This is a genomic window from Chitinilyticum litopenaei DSM 21440 (genome assembly GCF_000428145.1).
Taxonomy (GTDB): Bacteria; Pseudomonadota; Gammaproteobacteria; order Burkholderiales; family Chitinibacteraceae; genus Chitinilyticum; species Chitinilyticum litopenaei.
Window position 1 is genome coordinate 1 of record NZ_ATZJ01000013.1, and the last position, 17,961, is coordinate 17,961.

Sequence of the window (17,961 nt, forward strand, 5' to 3'; positions counted from 1 at the left end):
CGCCGGCGGCGGTATTGGGAAAGACCTTGGATTTGCAGGCGGTCTTGTGCGGATCACGCAGAAGGGCGCAATCCAGTTTGGCCTTGGCGACATCGATACCGAGATAGATCATGCTTGTTTCCAGTGATTGCGTTTGCCAACTTCACCCACTTGCCTTGTGCATGCAGGGTCTGGGCCCTTGGCTACCGTTCAGTGTTCAGGCTGGCGAAGAGGTGGGAGAAGGGCTTGATCTGCGATACAAGGTTTGGACCTTAAGGGCATCCACAAGCTGTCCTTCTCCCGATTGGCGGAAGCTAACCGCCAAGTACTGCGAGATACAAGGGAATCCCCGCGGGGCGCGGGAGTGACGACTCGTGCCTTGCTGAGCCAGCGGCCCAATCAGCTCAATTCTTGCGCATGCCCTGGCGCCCGCCGGGGCGCGACTCCCAGTCATTCAGCGCATGCCGCCAGGCCAGCAGCAGCGCCGCGCCAGCCAGGAAGAACGCCGTCTGCTGCAGGCCAACGGCAAAACTGCCCAGGCAGAACAGCAGAATGGCGCACAGCAGGCTATCGGCCACCAGCGTCAGCACCGTACCGCGCAAGGCCAGCCTGGGGCCATCCACGCGGTGCAGAGACTGGTAATCGTTGAGGCAGTGCCGGCCCGCCAGCAACAGCATGGACAGACTGAGCAGCAGCTCGGTGTGCTGTCCGCGGCGGGCAAACTCAAATGAACAGCCTGCCAGCAGCAGCAGGGCCAGAACATCAATCACGTAGGCACGTGGGCTGGCGCGCAGGTTCATGGCACTTCCTCCTTGGCAATGCGAACGAGACATAGTTATCACATAGCTCGCCTCCCTCAAGGCATTTGTCCGCAGCGGAATATCCAGCGATGGATGGTCAGCCGGCCGACCAGCGGCTGGCACCAAGAACAACGCCACCCGAAGGTGGCGTTGTCGTTGGCTGCGTGTACTACTACAGCAGGCGTTTCAGGTCGGTCTGACCGGCAATTACATCATGCCGCCCATGCCACCCATGCCACCCATGTCCGGCATGGCCGGCGCATCCTTCTTCGGCAGCTCGGCCACCATGCAATCGGTGGTCAGCAGCAGGCCGGCGATGGACGCAGCGTGTTGCAGCGCGGAGCGGGTCACCTTGGCCGGATCCAGCACGCCCTGCTCGACCATGTCACCGTATTCACCGGTAGCGGCGTTGTAGCCGTAGTTGCCCTTGCCGGCCAGGACGTTGTTGATGACCACGGACGGCTCGTCGCCGGCGTTGGCCACGATCTGGCGCAGCGGTGCTTCGATGGCCTTCAGGACGATCTTCACGCCCTGTTCCTGGTCGTGGTTGGAGGTAGCCACTTCACCGAGGTTGGCGCGGGCGCGCAGCAGGGCAACGCCACCACCGGCCACAATGCCTTCTTCCACGGCAGCGCGAGTCGCGTGCAGTGCATCTTCCACGCGGGCCTTCTTTTCCTTCATTTCAACTTCGGTCGCAGCGCCAACCTTGATCACGGCAACACCGCCGGCCAGCTTGGCCACGCGCTCTTGCAGCTTTTCACGGTCGTAGTCGCTGGTGGCTTCGTCGATCTGCTTGCGGATGGTGGCAACGCGGGACTTGATGGCATCTTCAGCGCCAGCGCCGTCGATGATGGTGGTGTTTTCCTTGCCCACTTCGATGCGCGCAGCGCGGCCCAGTTGGTCCAGGGTTGCCTTTTCCAGAGTCAGGCCGACTTCTTCGGCAATCACGGTACCGCCGGTCAGGATGGCGATGTCTTCCAGCATGGCCTTGCGACGGTCGCCAAAGCCCGGAGCCTTGACGGCAACAGTCTTCAGGATGCCACGGATGTTGTTCACCACCAGGGTAGCCAGCGCTTCGCCGTCCACGTCTTCGGCGATGATCAGCAGCGGGCGGCCAGCCTTGGCAACTTGTTCCAGTACCGGCAGCAGATCGCGGATGTTGCTGATCTTCTTGTCGAACAGCAGCACGAAGGGGTTTTCCAGCGCAGCAATCTGCTTGTCCGGATTGTTGATGAAGTACGGGGACAGGTAGCCGCGGTCGAACTGCATGCCTTCAACCACGTCCAGCTCGTTGTTCAGACTCTTGCCGTCTTCAACGGTGATCACGCCTTCCTTGCCAACCTTGTCCATCGCGTCGGCGATGATCTGGCCCACGTCAGCGTCGGAGTTGGCGGAAATGGAACCAACCTGGGCGATTTCCTTGGAGGTGGTGGTCGGCTTGGCGATGTTCTTCAGTTCGCCTACCAGGGCCACAACAGCCTTGTCGATACCGCGCTTCAGATCGGTCGGGTTGAAGCCGGCAGCAACGTACTTCATGCCTTCCTGAACGATGGCCTGAGCCAGAACAGTAGCGGTAGTGGTACCGTCACCGGCGATGTCGGAAGTCTTGGAAGCCACTTCCTTCACCAGCTGGGCGCCCATGTTTTCGAACTTGTCTTCCAGTTCGATTTCCTTGGCAACGGAAACGCCATCCTTGGTGATGGTCGGCGCGCCGAAGGAGCGATCCAGCACCACGTTACGGCCCTTCGGGCCCAGGGTTACCTTAACCGCGTTAGCCAGTACGTTAACGCCGTTGACCATCTTGGCACGGGCGTTGTCACCAAACAGAACTTCTTTTGCAGCCATTTTCAATTACTCCGTATTCGATAAAAAACGTGTTGAAGAGCGGATGCGCTCGATTATTCAACAACGGCGAAGATGTCTTCTTCGCGCAGGACGGTCAGTTCTTCGCCATCCAGCTTCACGGTCTGACCGCTGTACTTGCCGAGGATGACCTTGTCGCCAACCTTGACCGACAGGGCACGCACGGTGCCGTCATCCAGCAGCTTGCCAGTGCCCACGGCAACGACTTCGCCCATGTCCGGCTTTTCGGCAGCAGCGCCCGGCAGCACGATGCCGGAGGCGGTCTTTTCTTCTGCTTCAACGCGCTTGATCACGACGCGGTCATGCAAGGGACGAATTTTCATGGTCTTACTCTCCTGATGAATGAGGTGAGAATGGTAAAAGCTTGCAAATCAATGATTTGATTCGGGCAGTTAGCACTCTCGGCTAACGAGTGCCAATGATATGGGCGGGTTTTCCGCTTTTCAAGAGGCGAAAGCGCAAGTTTTGCGCAGAGGCCGTTCCCGTGCGGCGCTAAACTGGTCCTTTGCCGCCGGAGGTATGCATGTCCCACACGATTTATCTGCTGCGCCACGGCCAGACCGACTACAACCGCGAACGGCGGCTGCAGGGTCACTGCGATTCGCCGCTGACCGCTCTTGGCGAAAGCCAGGCCCGCGCCATGGGTGCGACGCTGCGCGCCGAAATCGGCGATCCCGCGCACTGGCGGGTGCTCGCCAGCCCGCTTGGGCGCGCCAGGCAAACCGCCGCGCTGGTCTGCGCCGAGCTTGGCTTGCCCGCAGGCAGCGTGCAAAGCGATGAGCGCCTGATCGAAGTCGCCTTCGGCGCTTGGGAAATGCTGGAGGTCGAGGCACTGCACAGCCGGCACCCGCAGCTGGCGCACCAGCCCGACTGGCATTTCCAGGCGCCGGGCTGCGAGCCTTATCCCGCCGTGCTTGCACGCATCAAGGCCTGGCTGGCCGACACCAGCCTGCCGCCCAAACTGATCGTCGTTGCGCACGGCCTGCTCGGGCGCATCCTGCGCGGTGTGTACGCCGACCTGGATCACCCGGCGATCTGGCAGCAGGACATGCCGCAGGATGCCTTCTTCCGCCTGCAGGGCGGCACCATCACGCGCATCGCCTGCCTGCCCGCCGCTGATTACGCGGCCAGTGCTTCCTGCAGCCAGATCCCGAGTTTTTGCAGCAGGGCTTCGGTTTCCGGGGTGTAAAAACTCGCATTGAGCCGCAGTGTGGCGCACGCGTCCGGCTGGCCATCGGGCAGGCACAGGCTGCCCGGGGCGAAATGCAGGCCGACGGCGCTGGCGCGCTGCAGCAGCGCCGTCTGATCGCAGACCGCCGGCAGCGTTATCCACAGCAGATAGCCACCGGCCGGCTCGCTGACCTGCGTGCCGGCCGGAAAATGCGCCAGCACGGCGTGGCGCAGCAGGCTGCAGCGTTGCTGCAGTGCACGGCGCAGAGGCTGCACCAGACGCGACGCCTGTTCACTGGCCAGCAAGGCGGCCAGCGCCAGCTGGCTGGGCAGTGGCGAACTGAGCGTCGAGCACAGCTTGAGCGCGCGCACGCGTTCGTGATAGCGGCCCGGCTCCAGCCAGCCGACACGGTAGCCCGGCGCCAGCGTCTTGCTGAATGAGCCACAGTGCAGCACCCGCCCGTCGCGGTCGCCGGCCTTGAGCGGCAGCGGCGCCTGCGTGCCGAAATGCAGGGCGCGATAGGTGTCGTCCTCGATGATGGGCACATCGAAGCGATCAGCCAGAGCAAGCAGCGCCTGTCTGGCGGCGTCGTCGAGGCACTGCCCGCTGGCATGGCGGAAATTCGGCATCAGCAGCAGCGCCGCCAGTGGCCGGCTGGTCAGCAGGGCCTCCTGCTCTGCCGGCGCCTCGGGCAGCGCGACGATGGCCACGCCCAGCTGGCGCAGCAGATTCAGCGCACCGGGAAACGCCGGCGTCATCACCGCGATGCAGGGCGGACGACCGTCCTGCAGCACGGCCTGGATGGCGAGCGCCAGTGCCTCCATGCCGCCGCAGGTAATCAGCAGGTTTTCCCAATGCAGCGACACGCCTTCGGCGAGGTACAAACGGCTGATCTGCCTTCGCAGGGTATCCAGCCCAAACACAGGAGAGTGATTGGCTGCAGAGGCATACCCCTTTATGGCACGCGCAAGTTCGCGATTGAGCACGCGCAGGTCGAAGAGCGCGGGATTCACGAAGGGCGAACCCAGCGGTGCGGGCAGACGACTATCCAGCAAGAGTTCGTCCAGCGAGCGCGCGGCCGCGCCATCCGCCCCGCAACCGGCCGGCCGGCTCAGCAGGCGAAAGCCGGCGCGCGGCACGGCAGCGATATAACCCAGGCGCTCCAGCTCGTGAAAGGCCTTCTGCGCGGTATTCATGCTGACCGCATGTGCGCGGCAGACGTCCCGCAGCGAGGGCAGGCGATCACCGGGCTGGTAGTCGCCCGCGGCAAAGGCGGCGACAAAGACATCGGCCAGCTGGCGAAACTTGTGCTGCGCGGCCGCGCCAGCGCTCATGGGGTCGCATCCGGTGCGTCCAGCGTCTGCAGCAGCGTGCGCAGGCCCTGGTCCAGTCCCGCCAGCGCGGCGGCAGGCAGGCCGGCCAGCAGGCGCGCTTCGGTAGCAACATGGGCCGCCACGGCCGCGTCGATCAGCGCCAGCCCGGCGGGGCTCAGCACGACCAGCTGGCTGCGCGCGTCGTCCGGATTGGCCTGGCGCGCGATCAGGCCGCTCGCCTCCAACTTTTGCAGGCGGTGGGTCATGGTGCCGGAGGTAATCATCATCGCCGAGAACAGCGCGGTCGGCGTCAGGCTGTAGGGTGCGCCGCTGCGCCGCAGCGTCGCCAGCACATCGAACTCCCAGCCCGTCATGCCAAAGCGGGCAAAGGTGGCGTCCAGCTCGCGGCGGATCAGCGCGGTGCAGCGCCCCAGACGGCCAAGAATGCCCATCGGGCTGGTATCGAGATCGGGACGCTCGCGCTGCCACTGGGCAAGGATGGCATCAACAGCGTCGGTGGGCTGCGGAGCGGACTGGAAATCAGCCTGGGGAGCGGCTTGGAAATCGGACAGCGCATTCGGATCGGGCATGAGGGGCTCGCATTTTATCTTGACATCAAGACAAATACGGTCGCACACTGAATTTGTCTTGATTTGAAGATAATACCATGACCACCTCCCCCCTGCGCCAGTTTGCCCTGCCCGTCCTGCTCACCGCCCTGGCCCCGCTGATCTGGGGCTCCACCTATCTGGTCACCACCGAGCTGCTGCCGGCCGACCGGCCACTGACCGCCGCGCTCTTGCGCACGCTGCCCGCCGGCCTGCTGCTGCTGTTGGCAAGCCGGCAGCGGGACATCGGCTGGCCGCGTCTGCTGCTGCTGGCCGCGCTGAACATCGGCGGCTTTCAGGCCCTGCTCTTTATTGCCGCCTATCGCCTGCCCGGCGGGCTGGCGGCCGTGCTTGGCGCCATCCAGCCCCTGCTGGTGCTGGGGCTGGCCTGGTCGATGGATGGCCAGCGCCCGCACTGGCAGGCCCTGCTGGCCTGCTGCACCGGGCTGGCCGGCATGGCGCTGATGCTGCTCACGCCGGACAGCCGCGCCGATCAGTACGGCATTGCCGCCGCGCTGGCCGGCGCCGCCTGCATGGCCACCGGCACCTTTCTCGCCCGCCGCTGGCAGGGCGCAACGCCGCTGCTGGCCTACACCGGCTGGCAACTCGTGCTGGGCGGCCTGCTGCTGCTGCCGGCGGCGCTGTGGCTGGAGCCGGCCCTGCCCAGGCTGGGCTGGCCGGCGCTGGCGGGCTACGCCTACCTCTGCCTCTGCGGTGCGGCGCTGGCCTATGTGCTGTGGTTTCGCGGCGTCGCCCTGCTGCCGCCGGTGGCGCTGTCGGTGCTGGGTCTGCTCAGCCCGCTGTGCGCCGTGCTGCTGGGCTGGCTGGTGCTAGGCCAGGCCCTGCGCGGCCAGGCACTGCTGGGCATGGCGCTGGTGCTGGCCAGCATCGTCGCCGTGCAGTTCGCCAGCGCCGGCTGGCGCAAGCCGCACTGATCCACTCTTCGCCCTCCCCCAATTCAGTTCAATTCAAATCCAAACCAAACCTGTCAGGAGAAAACCCATGTCCGTCGCCAACGCCATCGAATCGCGCCGTTCCTGCCACCTGTTCGACCCGGAGCAAGCGCTCGACGACGCCGTGATCGCTCGCCTGGCCACACTGGCCAGCCGCGCGCCCAGCGCCTACAACTGCCAGAACTGGCGCTTCATCGCCGTGCGCTCGGCCAGCGGCAAGGCCGCACTCGCCGCGGCCGCCTACGGGCAGCGCAAGGTCAGCGATGCGGCGGTCACCTTCATCATCTGCGGCACGCTGCCGCCGCAGCACGGCCTGGCCGCCGCGCTGCAGCCGGCCGTGCTGCGCGGCGATGTCAGCGCAGCGCTGGCCGCCAGCTGGGTCAGCCAGGCCAGCGACACCTTCCACGACCAGCCGCAGTTGCAGCGCGAGGAAGCCATCCGCTCCGCCTCGCTGGCGGCGATGACGCTGCTGCTGGCCGCCGAAGGCGAAGGGCTGGCCAGCTGCCCGCTCAGCGGCTTTGACGCCGCCGCAGTCCGCCAGGCCTTTGCCCTGCCGCCCGAACAACTGCCGGTACTGCTGGTGAGCATCGGCCACGCCGCCAGCGGCAACGCCCCGCAAAAACCGCGCAAGGCGCTGAGCGAGCTGCTGCAGCTGGCGTGATCACCGGGCAGCAAGCCATTATCAGAGACCTCAGCGTGGCGGCAGGCCGATGAAGCGGCTGGACGTTCGCACGCGCCAGTCCGGGTGGCTGCGGCTTTGTGCGATCAGCGTGATGGGGGAGCTGGGCTGGCCGGCGGGCGCCGTGAGTGTGAGCGCCCACTGCGCATTGCCGCCAGCGTCGATGCGCCTGACCGGCGGCGTGCCCAGCAGGCGGATGCCAGGCGGTGCCTGCAGCTGCAATTCCACGTCCTGCGGCACGCCGGCGCTGTTGCCCAGCTGCAGCAGGTAGCGGTTTTCCACCTGCCCGTCCGCCGTTTCGCGCGCCAGTTGCTGGCGGTCGCGCGCGACATCGAGCTTGAACGGCTGGCGCTGCATCAGTGCGATGCCGGTTGCCAGCGTGACGGTTAATAACAGGACGGCATAGAGGCTGGCGCGCGGGCGCAGCCAGTCGCGCAGCGTAAAGGCAGCCGAGCCAGGCTGCTGGCGGTGGGTATCGCTGCTGAAGCGGATGAGTCCGCGCGGCTGGCCAAGCTTGTCCATGACGATGTCGCAAGCATCGATGCAGGCCGCACAGCCTATGCACTCGTATTGCAGGCCCTGGCGGATGTCGATGCCGACCGGGCAGACCTGCACGCAGATGCCGCAATCGACGCAGGCGCCCTGCGCGCTGGCGGCCTTGCGCAATGCGCCGCGCGGCTCGCCACGGGCGCTGTCATAGTCGACCACCAGCGTGCGTGCGTCGAACATGCTGGCCTGAAAGCGCGCATAGGGGCACATGTGCTTGCACACCTGCTCGCGCAGATGGCCGGCCAGTACATAGGTAAAGCCGCCGTAACCGGCGATCCAGCCCCATTCGAGCGCAGTCAGCCCGGCCGGCAGCCGTGCCACCACCTCGCGCAGCGGCACGAACCAGCCCAGAAATGTGACGCCGATCCACGCGCACAGCAGCAGCATCAGCGCGTGCTTGACCCCCTTGCGCGCCAGCCATTCCGAGCTGCCACGCCGCGCCGCCAGTCTGGCGCGGGCGATGTGATTGCCCTCGACGAGCCGATCCAGCCACAGCATCAGCGTCGAATACACCGTCTGCGGACAGGCGTAGCCGCACCACACGCGCCCGGCCAGCGTGCTGGCCCAGAACAGCAGAAAGGCACAGGCCATCAGCAATGCGGCCAGATAAATGAAATCCTGCGGCCAGAAGTTCAGCCCGAACACGAAAAACTGCTGGCGCGCCACGTCGAACAGCACCGCCTGCCGGCCGTCCCAGTTCAGCCAGGGCAGGCCGAAAAACACCGCCTGCGTGACGACGATCAGCGCCACGCGCCAGTTGTTGAAGCGCCCGCGGGTCAGGCGCGGCTGAAGGGCGGTGGCAGAACCGGGGGCAGGATGGATGGGAATGGTGCGGGCGGCGGGCATAGCGGGGTTCGCAAGACAAAATCCACCTTATAGCGAGCCTTAGCGCTGGCGCACAGCAACAGGAACGGGTCAAAACAGGGGTACAGCGGCTCAATGCTCCTGCCGGCGCTCGATGCCGTCCCAGCCCAGCGTGGGCGCCAGCTCGGGCCCGACATCGGGATGGCGCTGGCGATATTCGTCGATGGCGTCGTGCACATGGGCAAAGAAACTGTCGGCACCAATGGCCGAGGTGACGCCGTAGCGGTCGAGCGCTTCGCGCAAGGGCCGGTTGCAGCGGGCAAACTTCAGGTCGATGCCGGCCTCTTCCAGCTGGCGGTTCAGCCGCAGCAGCTGCTCGGCGGCGGTCACATCGAGAAAGGTGATGGCCTGGGCATCGATCAGCACCCAGCGTGTGTCGCCGTCATCGGCCACCAGCTGGCTGATGCGCTCGCTGAAGTAGCCGCTGTTGGCAAACAGCAGCGGCGCATAAAAGCGGTAGACGAGCAGCCCCTGCAGATAGCGCGAATGGCCGCTGAGGCCTGGCGCCCCCGCATCGTGAAAGCCCTTGCGGCCCTCGACGTTGCTCAGCACCGCATCAAAGGGGCGTGACATGAATTGTATGAGGTATGCCAGCGAGAGCGATATTCCCACTATGATGCCGGGCAATACCCCAACCAGTAACACGCCGGCAGTGGTCACCAGCGAGAACAGCGCGGCGGTGCGGTCGACACGGTACATTTCCTGCCATTCGCGCACGTCGATCAGGCCAATGCCGGCAAAGATCAGCAGCGCCGCCAGCGTGGCCACCGGCAGGTAGCGCAGGGCGTCGGAAAGAAACAGCAGGAAGAGCAGCAGCAGCAAGGCGGCGAACAGGCCGGACAGCGCCGACTGCCCGCCGGCGGCATCGTTGATGGCCGTGCGCGACTGGCTGGAGCTCAGCGCGAAGCCCTGCCAGCAACTGGCGGCCACATTGGCCAGCCCCATCGCCGCCAGCTCGCGATTGGGCTGGATTTCATAGCCGTTCTTGCGGGCGAAGGCGCGCGCCAGCAGGATGCCCTCGGGCATGGCCAGCAGCGCGATGCCGGCGGCGGCGGGCAGCAGCTGGGTCAGCTCGGCCAGCGACAGCGCGGGCCAGTGCGGCGCCGGCAAGCCGGCCGGCAGGCTGCCCAGCAGCGCCACGCCGTGTTCGTCCAGCCGCAGCAGCCAGGCCAGCACGATGGCCAGCACAAACACCGGCAGCGCCGCCGGCCAGGCGGGTCGCCAGCGCCGCAGCGCAAACAGGCAGGCCAGCGACAGCAGGCCGGTCAGCAGCGGCGCAGCCGCCATGTCGCCGCTGCGGCGGGCGATTTCCCACAGGCGCGGGAAAAACTCGCCATGCTGCAGTGTCAGGCCGGTGAACTTGCCGAGCTGGCTGGCGATGAGGATCAGCGCGGCGCCATTCATGAAACCGAGCAGCACGGGCTTGGAGAGCAGGTCGGCCATCACGCCCAGCCGCGCCCGTGCGGCCAGCAGCATGAGCAAGCCCACGAGCAGCGCCAGCACGGCGGCCAAGACGGCATAGCGGGCGGGATCGCCGCCGGCCAGCGGCGTAACGGCGGCGGTGATCAGCAAGGCCACGGCGGCATCCGGCCCCACGATCAGCTGGCGCGAGCTGGTGACCAGGGCAAAGACCAGCATGCCGGCCAGCGCGGTGTAGAGGCCGGTTTGTGCCGGCATGCCGGCCAGATCGGCATAGGCGATGCAGGCGGGAATCGACACGATGCAGACGCTGAGCCCGGCGAGCAGGTCATGGCGCAGCTGCGCGGGGCTGCGCAGCGTCAGCGCACTGTCGCGCCAGAGTGTGGCCAGCTGCTCCCGCCCCGGAAATGACCGCATCGCGCCCTCCTCGTCCTGCTGCGACCGCTGCCCGCGCGGCCCCTGTTGCGAGTGTAGTCAGAATTGGCGCGCGCGGTGTTACAGCGCGCGCCAGGCTGCCTTGCGCTGCGGGTTTGCCTAGCGGCGTGCGGGGTTTCATCCACCAGGCGTCTGCCTGCGGTCGGGGTGGATCAGGCGAAAATGGCAACAGGATCGGGGATCGGCCAGCCGGCTCGGGAAGTCGTCATGTCGGTGTCCCATGGGAATGTCCTGTGGTCACAACCAGCATCCTGAGCGCCCCTCGAACAGGCGTTGGCGCTGGATTCCCGCTTGCGCGGGAATGACGCATGGTCTTTGCCAAGGGCGCCAGCCAATCACCTCAGGGTATGGCCGCCAAGCCCATTCCAGTAAAAGGCTGCATGGCAATAGGCACACATGTATCAAAGCCCGCCCGGCGCCTTGCGCGCCTGCCCTGCCAGCTGACGGGGCGGTGAGTGGCGGGCGATGGCGTTCACGCCCTCTTCGCGCAGATAGCGCCCGTAAATGTCGTCGCGCCAGCGCAGCTTGCCGTCCTCGACCTCGGCCGGCCAGTAAACCAGGTAGACCTTCACCGGCTCGGCCAGCGGCAGATAACGACTGCGCCCGGAAGCCACCCGCGCGCCGATCTCTTCCGGTGAGGTTTGCGCCACCCAGCCGGCGAGCGCCTGCCAGTGCTGCACGCGCACGCAGCCGGACGAGGCGGCGCGCGTTTCGCGCTCGAAGCCGCTTTTCTGCGGCGTGTCGTGCAGATAAATGCCGTTGCTGCCGGTCAGCACGAATTTCAGCCGCCCCAGCGCATTGCGCTCGCCGGGCTGCTGGTAGTAGCGGTAGGCCAGCAGATTGGCATCGGGATCGGCGGCGACCTGCTCGGGATCGACCACCGCGCCGTCCGCGTCCAGCATCTGCAGGCGTTTTTCGCGCAGCTTGCCGGTGTCGAGCCGGCCATCGCGCGTCAGGTCCTTGCGGATCACCGTCGGCGGCGCCGTCCACGAAGGATTGAATTGCAGGGCGACCAGCCGGGTGGCCAGCAGCGGCGTTTGCCGGTCGGGGCGGCCGATCACCACGCGCGAGCCCAGCACCGGCCGGCCCGCTTCATAGGCCGTCAGCATGAAGGCCGGGATATTGACGACCACGTGCCGCTCGCCCCCGGCGCTGGCGATGGCCTCCATCTGCGGCAGCTGCCATTGCAGCAGCGCCAGCTTGCGCGCCGTGTCGAGGTTGAGGTTGTAGCGCGTCTGGCGATCCACCACCCCATCCTCCTTGAGCCCCTGCTCGCGCTGGTAATCGCGCACGGCCAGCGTGATCGCGGCGTCGAATTCGTCGCCGGGCGCGGCCGGGTAGCCGAGTTCGCGCAGGCGCTTGCGCAGGCTGGCCACATCGGGGCCGCGCAGGCCCTCCTTCAGCGCCCGTTTGCCGTCCAGCTGCGTTTGCGCGGCGGGCGGCAGCGTCTGCAGGCGGGCAATTTCGGCGCGCACGCGCTCGATGGGTGTGGGCTCGGCGGAGGCCAGGGCGGCACGCGGGAGCAGGGTCAGCGCCAGCAACAGGGCGGCGCAAGGCAGGCGCAGAAGGGTCAGCATGGCAGGGTTGGCAGCTCGCGGTGAACAATGGCCTCCAGCGCGGCAAAGCAGGCAGGATCGATGGCCGGCCCCACATTGCCGCGCATGATGTCCAGCGTGGCCTGCGGGGAGTTGGGGGCGTGGTAGGGGCGCTCGGCGCTGATGGCGTCGAAAATGTCGGCGGTGGTGATGATGCGGGTTTCGAGGCTGATGGCGTCGCCTTGCAGGCCGCGCGGATAACCGCCGCCATCCAGGCGTTCATGATGCGCGCCGGCGATGCGCGCCAGCTCGCTGAAGTGCGCGATGCGGCCGAGGATTTCCTCGGTGTAGCGTGCGTGCAGCTGCACGGTCTGCCATTCGTCAAGCTCCAGCTTGCCGGGCTTGTCGAGGATGCTGTTGCTCACGCCGAGCTTGCCGACGTCGTGCAGCAGCGCAGCGCGCCTGAGCCAGCGGCGGCGTGGCGCGGGCATGCCCAGTCCGCTGGCGATCAGCTCGGTATAAAAGCCGACGCGCTCGCTGTGCCCGGCGGTGAACGGGCTTTTCGAATCGACCACCTGGCCGAAGGCGGCGGCAATTTCGTCCATATAGTCATCGTCCAGCGGCACGACATGATTCGCCGGTTCCAGATGCAGCACGGCATCAGTAATCGCCGGATCGGCCAGCATGGCCCAGAAGGCGTCGTCCGCCGCCACGGCGGCAAAGGCGTCCACCAGCGCCGGATCGAACCATTGCCCGGCGCGCAGCCGCGCCTCCGCCAGCGCCGCTGCGCGGCCGTGCGAGAACTGGAACACATCGATCACCTGCGCCAGCAGCGCGATGCGCGCGAACAGCGGAATCGCCTCGCCCTGCAGCCCTTCCGGGCGGCCGCTGCCGTTCCAGTGCTCGTCCAACGCATGAATGCCCTGTGCGACGGCTTCGGGAAAACGCAACTGCCTGGCAATCGCCGCGCCGCGGTCGCAGCGTGTCTGGATCAGTTCGGCGGCCAGCTCGTCGCCATTGCGCAGGATGTTGAGGATGGCGCTCAGGCGCTTGCTCCAGTTGCTGCTGCGCCCGGTGTGCGCGAACACGAAACCCAGCACCTGCGACAGATTGCTGCCGACCAGCTTGAAGTCGCGCTTGAATTCGCGGTCGTCGGTCAGATACAGCTCGCAGATGCGCGCGGCATTGCTGCTGCAGCCCAGGTCCTTGAGCAGCAGCGTGTAGTACAGCTGCCAGAGTTCGCCATCGGGCAGGCCGATCTGGCGGCCGATGTGGATGCCGATCCAGCAGCAGCGCACGCAATGGCCCTCGGGCTGCCCTTCGGTAATGTCGAGCGCATAACTGAGCGAGCCGATCAGTTCGGCCATTTTCAGGGTATCGGGCATGCGGCGAGGGTCTCGTGCGGGAAACATGCTTTATCGTAGGCGGGGAAACGCGGCAGCGCCGGCTGGGCGGCAAGGCCGCCAGCAAGCCTGTGGCGATCAGCAAATGAAACAAGTGTATTGGCCTGCAGCCATTCATTTGCAAGGGCTGCAGGCCAATACCCTTAAATCAGAACAGCAGAATGTCGCTGTCGTCGGTACTGTCGCTGGCTTGCGGGGCTGGTGCCTCGCTGGCCACCAGGGTCGAGAGCTCCGCCAGGATGCCGTCGAAGTGGTTGTCCAGCATCAGCCCGGCCTCATAGAGCGCACCGGCGTCCTGCACGGCCTGGTCGATCAGCTGCAGGATGGCCTGCTCCTGCTGCTCGGTCAGCCCGAGACTGGTCAGCAGCGGGTCGAGGCTGTAGCGCATCTGGTCGAAGAGCTGCATGGTGCTGGACTGCTGCTGCTTGTAATTCTGTTCCAGTATGCCGATCACATCGCGCAGATGGCGCAGCGACTGCTGGATCATCAGGCTTTGCTGGCGGTTCAGCGCCTCGATCTGGATGCCGTGCACGCGATGATCGGCCGCCTCGACCATGATGGCGAGGTGGTCGCGCAGGCGCCCGACATAGGCTTCGTCATCGGGCAGGTCCTTGACCTGCAGGATGCAGGTCGGGTAATTGATGATCAGGCGGTGGCCATACTGGAAAATGCGCCGCGTTTCCTGCGCATGATTGGCCAGCATTTCGGCTTCCAGCGGGCTGGAGCGTCCTTCGGTATTCAGCGTCTTTTGCTGGCCGTCCAGCCGCACCTGCGCCGAGGCCTTGAGGCCAAAGCGGCTCGACAGCGTCGAGAGCAGCGTCTTCAGCAGCATTTCGCCGTCATTGCAGCCCATGGCGCGCTTGATGAAATCGATGACACCGCCCATCTCGCTGGTATTGGTGATCGCCAGCATGGCGACCGAGTTGGCTTCCTGCAGCGAGGTTTGCAGGCGCTCGGCATCCTCGATCACGCGCAGCAGCAATTCGACCTTGCGCTGCAGCTCCTCGACGGGAAAGGGATATTCCAGAAAATCATCGGCGCCGGCCATATAGGCATCCATGCGCGCCGCCTCGTCCTCGCCCTGCGGGGCGACAAACAGGATGCGCGTATCGGGACGCGCCCGCCGCATGCTGCGGCACAGGCCATAAGGGTCGCTGCCGTCCTGCGTGACGCCGAGCAGCACGATGGCGGGCTGCAATTCCGCCAGATCACGCAGCGCGGCCGCGGCGCCGGAGCACATGGCCACTTCGGCCAGACCGGCAAGGCTGTCCTGCAAACGCTCGGCCGAGGCCCTGCCACTTTCCACGATCAGAATGCTGTGTGCCATCACAACCCCTAGCTTTCAACATTTCAGATTGATTACTTACCCATGGGTAAAGATAGAGCACGCGCAGAAATATGACAGCCATGGAACGCGCTATCAGGCTACCGACGGCTGATGCACAATGCGGGCTTTGATTGCGGAGTACGCCCATGAGCAATGCATCCCTGCTGGCGCGCAGTCTGGCCGCCGTGTGGCACCCGTGCACGCAGATGCAGCATCATGAACAGCTGCCGCTGCTGCCGATCACCGGCGGCGACGGCCCCTGGCTGATCGACGCCGACGGCCGCCGCTATCTGGACGCGGTATCGAGCTGGTGGGTCAATCTCTTTGGCCACAATGAGCCGCGCATCAAGGCGGCGATCACGGCACAACTGGAGCGCATCGAGCATGTGATGCTGGCCGGCTTCACCCACGAGCCGGTGGTCGAACTGTCCGAGCGCCTGGGCGCGCTCACCGGGCTCGGTCATGCCTTTTACGGCTCGGATGGCGCCTCGGCGACCGAAATCGCGCTGAAAATGGCCGCGCATTACTGGCGCAATCGCGGCCAGCCGCAGAAAAACCGCTTTGTCTATCTGCAGGACAGCTACCACGGCGAAACGCTGGGTGCGCTGTCGGTCACCGACGTGCCCATCTTCCGCGACGCCTACGCGCCGCTGATCCGCGCCAATTTCATGGTGATGAGCCCGGATGCGCGCCAGGCGCAGGAAGGCGAAACCGCCGCCGACGTCGCCGAGCGCGCCGCGCTGGCACTGGAAACGACGCTGGCCGCCCATCACGAGGAGATCGCTGCGCTGATTGTCGAGCCACTGGTGCAGGGCGCCGCCGGCATGGCGATGTACGACGCGCAGTATCTGCGGCGCGCGCGCGCGCTGTGCGAACGCTATGGCGTGCTGCTGATCGCCGACGAGATCGCCGTGGGCTTTGGCCGCACCGGCACGCTGTTCGCCTGCGAGCAGGCCGGCATCAAGCCTGACCTGCTTTGCCTCTCCAAGGGCATTACCGGGGGGTATCTGCCGCTGGCCGTTGTGCTGTCTAGCGATGAGATCTATACCGCCTTTTATGATCAGGATGTGCGACGCGGCTTCCTGCACTCGCATTCCTACACCGGCAACCCGCTGGCCTGCGCGGCGGCGCTGGCCACGCTGGACATCTTCGCCAGCGACGATGTGCTCACCACCAACCGCGCCAAGGCTGCGCGCTGGAATGCCGGACCATTTGCCGCGCTGGCCAGCCACCCGCGCATCCGTCACTGGCGCACCCAGGGCATGATCTGGGCCGGCGATGTCAGCACGGCACCGGCCGGCTTTGCCCGGCGGCTCTTTCTGGCGGGCCTGCAACAGGGCGTGCTGTTGCGCCCCATCGGCTCTACCCTCTATTTCATGCCGCCCTATATACTGCGGGATGCCGACGCCGACCGGCTTGCCCAATGCACGCTGGCGGCGCTGAACACCGTGCTGGCCGAATAAACCCGTTGACACCACTATGCCCCTGCAGCTGAACCTGCCCGACTATGACCCCGCGCTGTCCGGCGCGGTGGAAACCAATCCCAAGAAGGTCAAGGATTGGCTGATTGCGCTGCCGACCGGCAATGTGCAGGAAGCCGGTCGCCAGATTCACGATGCACTGGTCTCGCTGAACCGGGTCAAGCTCGACGCTGACGACCGTGCAAAACTGCTGGGCGAGTTTCAGACCGCCCTGGAACTGCTCTCGGGCAGTTTCGAGCTCTGCTACGCCGCCAGCGGCCTGCCGCTAAAGGATGCCGCCAAGGCCGCCGCCCAGCTGGTGCGCAATCTCTGGCAGGAGCTGGCCACGGGCTGGAAGCGCGCGCTGCTCGACCGCAGCGAAAAGCGTTTTGTCATGAACAATGGCAAGGTGCTGCCGGGCTTTGTACTCAATGTGCTGCATTGCTACTGGCGGCTGTATCAGGTGAGCTGCCGCCTCTACATGACGCTGCCGCCCGGCATCTGGAGCGAAGCACACCAGATGTTCCTGCTGGCCGTCGAAGGGCGTTACCTCGACGAGCCCAAGGAGAACGGCCCGGAGCGCTGCATCGGCGGCCTCTACAAGCGCCTGCTGGTGCTGTCGCTCGCCGACCCGCTGCGCTTTGCCGGACCGGAAGTCGAAAAGGTGCTGGAACTGACGGAAAACTACGCCCACCACGCGCATTTTCAGCCGGTCACCAAGCTGAGCAACGAGCCGGGCTTTTTCCTGATCGAGCTGGAAACCGACAAGCCGGCGCAATACATCGGCAACCGCAACATCGAATTGTCAGACGGCAAGCTCATCCTGCTGGACACCACCGACCTCGCCAAGAAAATCCGCCGCGTCGAGCAGGGCATCGAGGAAAAGGCGCCCACCGCCAGTGATCGCGCCAAGGTGCTGGCCTGGCTGGAACTGGTGCGCCGGGTGGGCCGGCAATGGACCATCACGCCACAGCGGCTCTACCAGCGCATTCCGGCCGAAGCCACCGTGCAGATTGCCGCCGGACTGCGTTCGGCCACGTTTACACTGAACCACAACGACGCCATCATCGCCGTGCTGGACGACGGCAGCATGCCGGACATCACGCTGCCCATGCCGGGCGACCTGCAGCACTCCACCTGGCAGGTGATCAACGAAAGTCCCGGCGGTTATGCCGTGCGCCTGGCGGCCTCGGCCAGCGAAAAACTGCGCGCCGGCGAAATCGTTGCGCTGCGCAGCGGCTCGGAAGCCGGCTGGCTGGTGTGCTCGGTGCGCTGGCTGCAGCAACACGAGGATGGCGCGATCGAAATGGGCCTGCAGGTACTGTCCGCGCGCGCCGTGCCGCTGCTGCTGCGCCCGAGCATCGGTGCCGAGCACCTGCCCTTCCTGCCCGCCCTGCTGTTGCCGGAGATTCCGGCGCTCAAGCAACCGGCCCGCATCGCCGCCAGCAAGGGCGTGTACACGCCCTTGCGCGAGCTGGTGCTGGTCAACAGCGATGGCGAGAAGCGCGTGCGCGGCAACAAGCTGTGCGAGCAGCAGATGGGCTACGACCTCTTTGAATTCCAGCCGTCCGAATAAGGCGGCACGCACACAAAGCAGGGTATA

At 65.8% G+C, this 17,961-nt stretch carries 15 protein-coding genes; 5 read left to right on the top strand and 10 right to left on the bottom strand.

Translation table 11 applies throughout. The features are described 5' to 3' along the window. Window positions 1–383: 383 nt before the first annotated feature. The 3 genes from C515_RS0106765 to groES form a co-directional block, all read right to left on the bottom strand. A complete protein-coding gene (locus C515_RS0106765) occupies window positions 384–779 on the bottom strand; it encodes a hypothetical protein (RefSeq protein ID WP_028454911.1) in 396 nt (131 codons plus the stop codon). A gap of 207 nt (window positions 780–986) precedes the next feature. Further along, window positions 987–2,624: a chaperonin GroEL gene (groL, locus tag C515_RS0106770; RefSeq protein ID WP_028454912.1), complete on the bottom strand. Its 1,638-nt coding sequence runs from the start codon at window positions 2,622–2,624 to the stop codon at window positions 987–989. Between the two features lie 53 nt (window positions 2,625–2,677). After that, on the bottom strand, window positions 2,678–2,965 hold the full coding sequence (gene groES, locus C515_RS0106775; RefSeq protein WP_028452172.1) for a co-chaperone GroES: 288 nt from the start codon (window positions 2,963–2,965) through the stop codon (window positions 2,678–2,680). A 200-nt stretch (window positions 2,966–3,165) separates the two neighbouring features. Between groES and C515_RS19940 the strand changes: the two genes are divergently transcribed. Further along, window positions 3,166–3,831 (top strand): histidine phosphatase family protein, encoded by a 666-nt coding sequence (locus C515_RS19940; RefSeq protein WP_081686802.1) that lies wholly within the window; start codon window positions 3,166–3,168, stop codon window positions 3,829–3,831. On the opposite strand, the gene C515_RS0106785 is transcribed toward C515_RS19940, so the two are convergent. Next, a complete protein-coding gene (locus tag C515_RS0106785; protein WP_043648499.1) occupies window positions 3,762–5,147 on the bottom strand; it encodes an aminotransferase-like domain-containing protein in 1,386 nt (461 codons plus the stop codon). The two genes, C515_RS19940 and C515_RS0106785, sit on opposite strands and share 70 nt — an antisense overlap. Further along, a complete protein-coding gene (locus tag C515_RS19945; protein WP_051304711.1) occupies window positions 5,144–5,716 on the bottom strand; it encodes a MarR family winged helix-turn-helix transcriptional regulator in 573 nt (190 codons plus the stop codon). The genes C515_RS0106785 and C515_RS19945 overlap by 4 nt, the downstream gene beginning before the upstream one ends. A gap of 77 nt (window positions 5,717–5,793) precedes the next feature. On the opposite strand from C515_RS19945, the gene C515_RS0106795 reads away from it, so the two are divergent. Further along, window positions 5,794–6,669 (top strand): EamA family transporter, encoded by an 876-nt coding sequence (locus tag C515_RS0106795; RefSeq protein WP_028454914.1) that lies wholly within the window; start codon window positions 5,794–5,796, stop codon window positions 6,667–6,669. Between the two features lie 67 nt (window positions 6,670–6,736). Beyond that, window positions 6,737–7,348: a nitroreductase family protein gene (locus tag C515_RS0106800; RefSeq protein WP_028454915.1), complete on the top strand. Its 612-nt coding sequence runs from the start codon at window positions 6,737–6,739 to the stop codon at window positions 7,346–7,348. 30 nt (window positions 7,349–7,378) lie between these two features. Here the strand turns inward: C515_RS0106800 and ccoG are convergent, their stop codons facing one another. From ccoG to C515_RS0106825, 5 genes are all read right to left on the bottom strand, one after another. Beyond that, entirely contained in the window at window positions 7,379–8,761 is a 1,383-nt protein-coding gene (gene ccoG, locus C515_RS0106805; protein WP_051304712.1) for a cytochrome c oxidase accessory protein CcoG, read from the bottom strand. Between the two features lie 90 nt (window positions 8,762–8,851). Continuing rightward, window positions 8,852–10,615: a SulP family inorganic anion transporter gene (locus tag C515_RS19950; protein ID WP_051304713.1), complete on the bottom strand. Its 1,764-nt coding sequence runs from the start codon at window positions 10,613–10,615 to the stop codon at window positions 8,852–8,854. Window positions 10,616–11,034: 419 nt separating this feature from the next. Beyond that, window positions 11,035–12,210, bottom strand: a complete 1,176-nt coding sequence (locus C515_RS0106815) for a L,D-transpeptidase family protein (RefSeq protein ID WP_028454917.1) — start codon at window positions 12,208–12,210, stop codon at window positions 11,035–11,037. Further along, window positions 12,204–13,553, bottom strand: a complete 1,350-nt coding sequence (locus C515_RS0106820; protein WP_028454918.1) for an HD-GYP domain-containing protein — start codon at window positions 13,551–13,553, stop codon at window positions 12,204–12,206. The genes C515_RS0106815 and C515_RS0106820 overlap by 7 nt, the downstream gene beginning before the upstream one ends. Window positions 13,554–13,719: 166 nt before the next feature. Further along, window positions 13,720–14,898, bottom strand: a complete 1,179-nt coding sequence (locus tag C515_RS0106825; RefSeq protein WP_028454919.1) for a response regulator — start codon at window positions 14,896–14,898, stop codon at window positions 13,720–13,722. A 146-nt stretch (window positions 14,899–15,044) separates the two neighbouring features. Here C515_RS0106825 and bioA point away from each other — a divergent pair, with 146 nt between their 5' ends. Together bioA and C515_RS19955 are read left to right on the top strand one after the other, a co-directional pair. Further along, a complete protein-coding gene (gene bioA / locus C515_RS0106830; RefSeq protein WP_028454920.1) occupies window positions 15,045–16,361 on the top strand; it encodes an adenosylmethionine--8-amino-7-oxononanoate transaminase in 1,317 nt (438 codons plus the stop codon). Between the two features lie 16 nt (window positions 16,362–16,377). Further along, window positions 16,378–17,934, top strand: coding sequence for a cyclic-di-GMP receptor FimW-related protein (locus tag C515_RS19955; RefSeq protein WP_043648500.1), 1,557 nt, complete (start codon window positions 16,378–16,380; stop codon window positions 17,932–17,934). Window positions 17,935–17,961: the final 27 nt, after the last annotated feature.

Bases quoted from the DNA above. Each gene is read 5' to 3' on its own strand.
- C515_RS0106765 (WP_028454911.1), bottom strand. From the start codon at position 779: ATGAACCTGCGCGCCAGCCCACGTGCCTACGTGATTGATGTTCTGGCC.
- groL (WP_028454912.1), bottom strand. From the start codon at position 2,624: ATGGCTGCAAAAGAAGTTCTGTTTGGTGACAACGCCCGTGCCAAGATG.
- groES (WP_028452172.1), bottom strand. From the start codon at position 2,965: ATGAAAATTCGTCCCTTGCATGACCGCGTCGTGATCAAGCGCGTTGAA.
- C515_RS19940 (WP_081686802.1), top strand. From the start codon at position 3,166: ATGTCCCACACGATTTATCTGCTGCGCCACGGCCAGACCGACTACAAC.
- C515_RS0106785 (WP_043648499.1), bottom strand. From the start codon at position 5,147: ATGAGCGCTGGCGCGGCCGCGCAGCACAAGTTTCGCCAGCTGGCCGAT.
- C515_RS19945 (WP_051304711.1), bottom strand. From the start codon at position 5,716: ATGCCCGATCCGAATGCGCTGTCCGATTTCCAAGCCGCTCCCCAGGCT.
- C515_RS0106795 (WP_028454914.1), top strand. From the start codon at position 5,794: ATGACCACCTCCCCCCTGCGCCAGTTTGCCCTGCCCGTCCTGCTCACC.
- C515_RS0106800 (WP_028454915.1), top strand. From the start codon at position 6,737: ATGTCCGTCGCCAACGCCATCGAATCGCGCCGTTCCTGCCACCTGTTC.
- ccoG (WP_051304712.1), bottom strand. From the start codon at position 8,761: ATGCCCGCCGCCCGCACCATTCCCATCCATCCTGCCCCCGGTTCTGCC.
- C515_RS19950 (WP_051304713.1), bottom strand. From the start codon at position 10,615: ATGCGGTCATTTCCGGGGCGGGAGCAGCTGGCCACACTCTGGCGCGAC.
- C515_RS0106815 (WP_028454917.1), bottom strand. From the start codon at position 12,210: ATGCTGACCCTTCTGCGCCTGCCTTGCGCCGCCCTGTTGCTGGCGCTG.
- C515_RS0106820 (WP_028454918.1), bottom strand. From the start codon at position 13,553: ATGCCCGATACCCTGAAAATGGCCGAACTGATCGGCTCGCTCAGTTAT.
- C515_RS0106825 (WP_028454919.1), bottom strand. From the start codon at position 14,898: ATGGCACACAGCATTCTGATCGTGGAAAGTGGCAGGGCCTCGGCCGAG.
- bioA (WP_028454920.1), top strand. From the start codon at position 15,045: ATGAGCAATGCATCCCTGCTGGCGCGCAGTCTGGCCGCCGTGTGGCAC.
- C515_RS19955 (WP_043648500.1), top strand. From the start codon at position 16,378: ATGCCCCTGCAGCTGAACCTGCCCGACTATGACCCCGCGCTGTCCGGC.